The 5,390-nt window shown below is 34.0% G+C and carries 6 protein-coding genes; all 6 read right to left on the bottom strand.

Annotated features, from left to right (window positions below; translation table 11 throughout):
* A protein-coding gene (locus tag ACINWC141_RS00585) for an IS3 family transposase (protein WP_155757871.1) occupies positions 1-993 on the bottom strand; the annotation gives its coding sequence in 2 pieces (ribosomal slippage) (positions 1-741 and positions 741-993; 994 coding nt annotated over the 2 pieces). This gene is flagged as partial in the annotation.
* 211 nt (positions 994-1,204) lie between these two features.
* Positions 1,205-1,792 carry a single-stranded DNA-binding protein gene (gene ssb, locus ACINWC141_RS00575; RefSeq protein WP_009386623.1) on the bottom strand — a complete coding sequence of 196 codons (588 nt, stop codon included), beginning with the start codon at positions 1,790-1,792 and terminating at the stop codon, positions 1,205-1,207.
* Positions 1,793-1,862: 70 nt separating this feature from the next.
* Entirely contained in the window at positions 1,863-2,471 is a 609-nt protein-coding gene (locus ACINWC141_RS00570; RefSeq protein WP_009386622.1) for an AAA family ATPase, read from the bottom strand.
* A 154-nt stretch (positions 2,472-2,625) separates the two neighbouring features.
* Positions 2,626-4,413, bottom strand: a complete 1,788-nt coding sequence (locus ACINWC141_RS00565; protein WP_009386617.1) for a site-specific integrase — start codon at positions 4,411-4,413, stop codon at positions 2,626-2,628.
* Between the two features lie 13 nt (positions 4,414-4,426).
* Positions 4,427-5,140: a hypothetical protein gene (locus ACINWC141_RS00560; protein ID WP_081399968.1), complete on the bottom strand. Its 714-nt coding sequence runs from the start codon at positions 5,138-5,140 to the stop codon at positions 4,427-4,429.
* Between the two features lie 43 nt (positions 5,141-5,183).
* On the bottom strand, positions 5,184-5,390 hold a 207-nt coding region (locus ACINWC141_RS00555), incomplete at its 5' end, for an IS3 family transposase (protein WP_009386621.1).

The following is a 5,390-nucleotide window of genomic DNA, read 5'->3' as shown; positions in this document are numbered from 1 at the left end:
AATCTTGTACTTCATCCAAAGTATCAAATAAATGCTTGCTCAGCCAACTATAACGTATGGTCCGATTATAGCGTTCAATATACGCATTCTGCTGTGGCTTACCCGGTTGAATATATTCAATACGAATACCGTGCTCAGTAGCCCAGCGCACAAATTCGTGACTGATAAATTCGGGACCATTATCGCATCGGATCACTAACGGTTTTTCTCTCCACTCCAGCAATTGATTCAACGTACGAATAACCCTGATTGTGGGCAATGAGAACCCTGCTTCAATGGCTAGGCCTTCGCGGCGGTAATCATCAATCACATTCAATAATCGAAACTTGCGACCATCGGAAAGCTGATCATGCATAAAATCTAATGACCAAACCTGATTTTCTCGGATTGGTTCTTTCAATGGTTCAGGCGCATGCCGTTTTAGTCTTCTTCTCGGTTTAATACGCAGATTCAGTGCCAACTCACAGTAAATGCGGTAAACCCGCTTGTGATTCCAGCAGCAACTCTCAACATGCCGTAAATACGAGAAGCACAAACCAAAGCCCCAATCGGAATTTTCCTCAGTGAGTTCAATGAGCTGTTCAGCAATGAGTGCATTGTCATCGCTGAGTTTGGCTTGATAGCGGTAGCAGGTTTCACTAATGCCAAATGCTTTACAAGCCAAACGAATACTAATGGCATGCTGGGCAACTGCCTGTTGTGCCATCTTACGCCGGCAAGATGGCTTTACCACTTTTTTGCCATCGCTTCCTGGATGATTTCGGCCTTTAATCGCTCTTCCGCATACATCTTTTTAAGTCTGGTATTTTCGGCTTCTAGCTCTTTCAGTCGAGCCATTAATGATGTATCCATACCACCATATTTGGCACGCCATTTATAAAAGGTAGCATTACTCATGCCGTGTTCACGGCAAAGGGTCGCTACAGGTGTGCCAGATTCTGCCTGTTTCAAGATGGACATGATCTGACTGTCAGTAAATTTAGATGTTTTCATGCAGAATCTCCTGCTCGTATCTTAAGAGAAAATTCTACTTTTAGATCCTTTTATTTTTAGGGGGGATTACCAGAGTAATAAATACAATTTTTTATATTATATAAAGTTATTCTACAAGAAATACAAGTTTTTTTAGCGTAAAAAAAATAAGAACCCAATCTAAATCAGGCTCTTACTTTATATTAAATACAATATTTAGTTATTGTATAGTCTAAAACGGTAGATCGTCATCTAAGTCTGCAGCAGCTGGTGCTGGTGTCGGTGCAGGCTGTTGTTTCGGCGCAAAACCACCCGGGTTATTGTTGCCGTAGCTATTGCCTTGAGCCGGTTGATTATTGCCATAACCACCTTGGTTGCCGTAGCCGCCTTGGTTTTGGTTATTATTATAACCACCTTGATTGTTGTTAAAACGTGGTTGATTAAATTCACCACCACCTTGACCTTGCTCACCTTGTTGACGGTTGCTGTCAAGCATCTGCATTTGTTCACCACGAATTTCAGTAGTGTAACGCTCTTGACCATTTTGGTCTGTCCACTGACGGGTACGTAATGACCCCTCAATATATACTTTAGAACCTTTACGTAAAAATTGCTGAGCAATTTCACCTAAACGGTTATGCAAAACAATACGATGCCATTCCGTTTGCTCTTTACGCTCACCAGTATTTTTATCTACCCAAGAATCACTAGTAGCTATTGAAAACTGTGTAAGTGAACCGCCATTTGGGAAACTTTTGGTCTCTGGGTCTTTTCCTAAACTACCAATCAAGATGACCTTATTAACCGAACCTCTAGCCATGATAACCTCTTAATTTAAATACATTTAATACTAACTTTACACACCATATTTATCGTGAAGCATAAGGCTATCAGTCTTCCTTAAAACTTCCTTTCATGGAAATGACTTTAGAACATTCTATCTCATTTTTCATTTTTTGAATTTGTTCTTTTGCAACCTTCGCTACCTGTTTTCCATGATACTTTGCTTCAAATGTCTTTATTATTATATCCAGTTCTTTATACCTTCTCCCTACAATTTGTGAATTTAATAAGAAAGCTAAAATATACAATTGTGACTCTAAATTTTGTATTTGATTTTCATCATTCCGATGAGCTGTATTTTCAAAACTACTTTCCATTTCAACTAGTTGGGTTAAGAGTTGGTTATTTTTATCTTCTAACTCTTTAATCCTCAATTTGAGCTCTTTATTTGTTTCAATTGATGTCTTTTTTTTATTAAAGTTATTTTTCTGTAGATTAGCAATCTTTTCATTTAGCTCATCTATTAAAGTTGCATGAATAGGGTCTTTAGTTACAGCATTTTTTGCATATAAAGTAGTTTTTCCTACTGAAGATCCATCTTCAAATTTCGCATTTTCAATAATTTTAGTTTTGGTAATTTTTTTTTCACCATTAGCAAGTAACTGATCAAATGATTCTCTTATTGCTTTTTGGAATCTATCCTTACTATTTGCCAAAAGTTATCTCTCTATTTACCTATTTGATTATTCAAGACATCTGGTTAGCATACCACCAAATTTCTCACTAACTGAAATTATATGCTCTATCATAGCATTATGATTATTGGAGTATTCAATTATTACATTAAGCGCTCTATATTCCATTTATTCACTAAGCTATATCCTTTAATATTTTTTCTGCCTTTTTAATAAATTGTTTTGAACCTTCAATAAGCTGCTCATTTTTGCTTGATTCAACAACTTCTTGATGTAATTTAATTCTTTTCTCCCAATACGATTTACGAGAATTATCTGTGGCGAAGTTAGGGCACTTCATACATATTGTGTCTTTCCTCTTAACAGGATCTAAACCTATCCCTTCAGTTCGACATAAAGCATTTTCCAGACTTGTATGATTTATAAAACAAAATCCATCAGCATGAGCTACCACACGTAAACCAGTATTTATTATGATGTCATCTATGTGATCCGCTATAGTCACAGCATCAAGTAATGTAGATTTAGCTTGTATGATGCGACTGTATCGTTCCAAAGTCTCACTCATTTTTCCTGCGACAACAATCTTTCTTTGAAAAGCCCTATTCAACAAATCAAAAGCTAAATCCTGTTCATTTTTCCCCATAAACTCCCAGACGTTTTCATCATCAGTATATTTATGAGTAAAATTTAAACTATTATGTTTTAACATTAATCTTAATTCTTCAAGATCACCAATTTCATATCTCCAAGTCCATAGCATTGCGTATGCCCGCCTAAACATATGTGGTCTTAGATCAACTCTATTAAATTTTGCAGAATTCGCGAAATATCTTAAAACCATATACAATCCATTTGTAGTGAGATAGAAACTTTTCTCTCCTGTTCCATTTACAGAATGGCTAAAAGGTAATTTTAATAGAATAGTTTCTAGCCTAGACTTTTCTTTTGTATATTTAGTTAATTCTAATATAACGTTTAAAGCATCTTTAACTTCTTGAATAACTGCTCTTTCTGTTTTTTTACCTGTAATTGTTCCTGCTGTTTTCATTTCTAAACCAACAAGAATATCAAGATCTTTATTCAGTAAATCTATAACATCTTCCTCTTTTGTAAGAGATAATTCATGTTTCCTTTCAGCAAGTAAAATTAATATTATTGTTATAGCTGCCCCATACAAAGCTCGTACCTGCCTTTGTAGGTCACTAGATTTCACCCCAGTTAATTTAAAAAATCGTAAATACATTGATCTATGAGCCATGGAAGTATCCGAATGGATTTTCATGTATTTATCAAATAGTTGTAATGTAAGTTTAGATTCTTTTACTAATTTTAAGGCATGGTTTAGCAACCCAAATATTTCTTGAGGATACAATGTTGGTGTATGACCATTTTCTATTGAATAAGCTTTAGCTAAAGCTGTTATTTTTTTTGATTTAAATGGATTAAATTTAAAAGATTCACTCAAATATTTTCGATGAGAATAAACATACGAAATTACTATCAATTTATTCAAGACCGTACTTTCAGTCAATTTTTTTGCAGCGACATGCTCAATAAAAGACGTTATATCTTCTTGTTTTACTTCAGATAAAGATAAACACTTTCTTTCAAAGCATAGCCATTCATATATTTCTCGAATAGAACGACAAAAATTAGCTAAGGAACTAGTAGTCTTACATTTATTGGTAGGTGCATTCATTATCCAATAAGCTAATTCCTTCGCAGCACTTTTCCAATAATCCCATCTATTAAAAACCCCAATGTATTCATTAATATCAAAGATGTTCCAATTGACTGTATATCTTGAATTATCATCAGAATGAATATGAGGTTTTAACTTCCAAACATCATCTTCATAATTATTTAATAACCATGGAATATTTCTTTGGACTAACTTCTCATCAACTTCAACAATATTATTGTTTTTTATATAAAAAATATTATCTCGAGGCTGTTTCATTATAAATATTCTTTTAAGAGAGTGGTGGAAGTTTAATATGCTTAGCTAATTCTAAAGCATTTCTTTTATCTACCTCTAGCACCATGGATATTAAGCTTTGAAACTTTACTAATCTTGGTAGCCAATAATTTTCCCATCTTACAATATTGTCAAATTTCAACTCCTCTTCAGATTCTCGAATTGCTTTTTCCCATGCAATCCATTCTGCAATTACCTCATGATCTTTAAACCATATTCTTTTCGCTTCACAATTCAGCCACTGATCAACAGGCTCATTAAATTCTTTATTTTTTAATGCTTTGTTCCTATTTTCAATATCTCCATTTAAAGCATTATCGACCAAGTAATGCTGAAATTCTTTTGATTTGTTTAGTAAAATTGAATGAGTATGGACACGCTCAGTATAAATAGTTGTAGTTGTAGAATGAGAATGATTTAATAATTTTTGAATCATAAGTAGACTAGTTCCACTTAATCGTTCAATTAAGGCTATAGTTGGTCTAAAGTTTTGCCCTGTACAAGACCCTTGAACTAAAGGCAAAATTGAAGGTTGCTCAGTTGCTAAATCTGCCAAGAATCTCTTAACAATATTAGTCAAAGTTGATCGATCTAATATTCGAATATATATATTATTATTGGGAGTAAATTGTAAGAATAAGGGAATTTTTTTTTGAGTTAAGATAGCTTTAACCTCACCTCTATTCAAATTCTTTAAAACATTTAACATTTGATATACGCTGAATTATCAGGAGACTTTCCCTTGGGAGATTCTAGGCAGCCAACTTATAAAAGTCTTCGGCCATTTGATTTGGTGTCTTAAAACCCAAACCCTTTTGAATTCTTCGATGATTATAAAATAACTCAATGTATTTTATAATATCTGCTTTGGCTTCTTCTCTGGTTTGATAGTTGTAATGATGCACTAACTCATTTTTCAGTATTCCCCAAAAGCTTTCAATCGGTGCATTATCGTAACA

Source organism: Acinetobacter sp. WC-141 (genome assembly GCF_000313935.1).
Lineage (GTDB): Bacteria > Pseudomonadota > Gammaproteobacteria > Pseudomonadales > Moraxellaceae > Acinetobacter.
The sequence above is the reverse complement of the archived record's forward strand: the minus strand, read 5'-3'. Positions and strand labels throughout refer to the sequence as shown.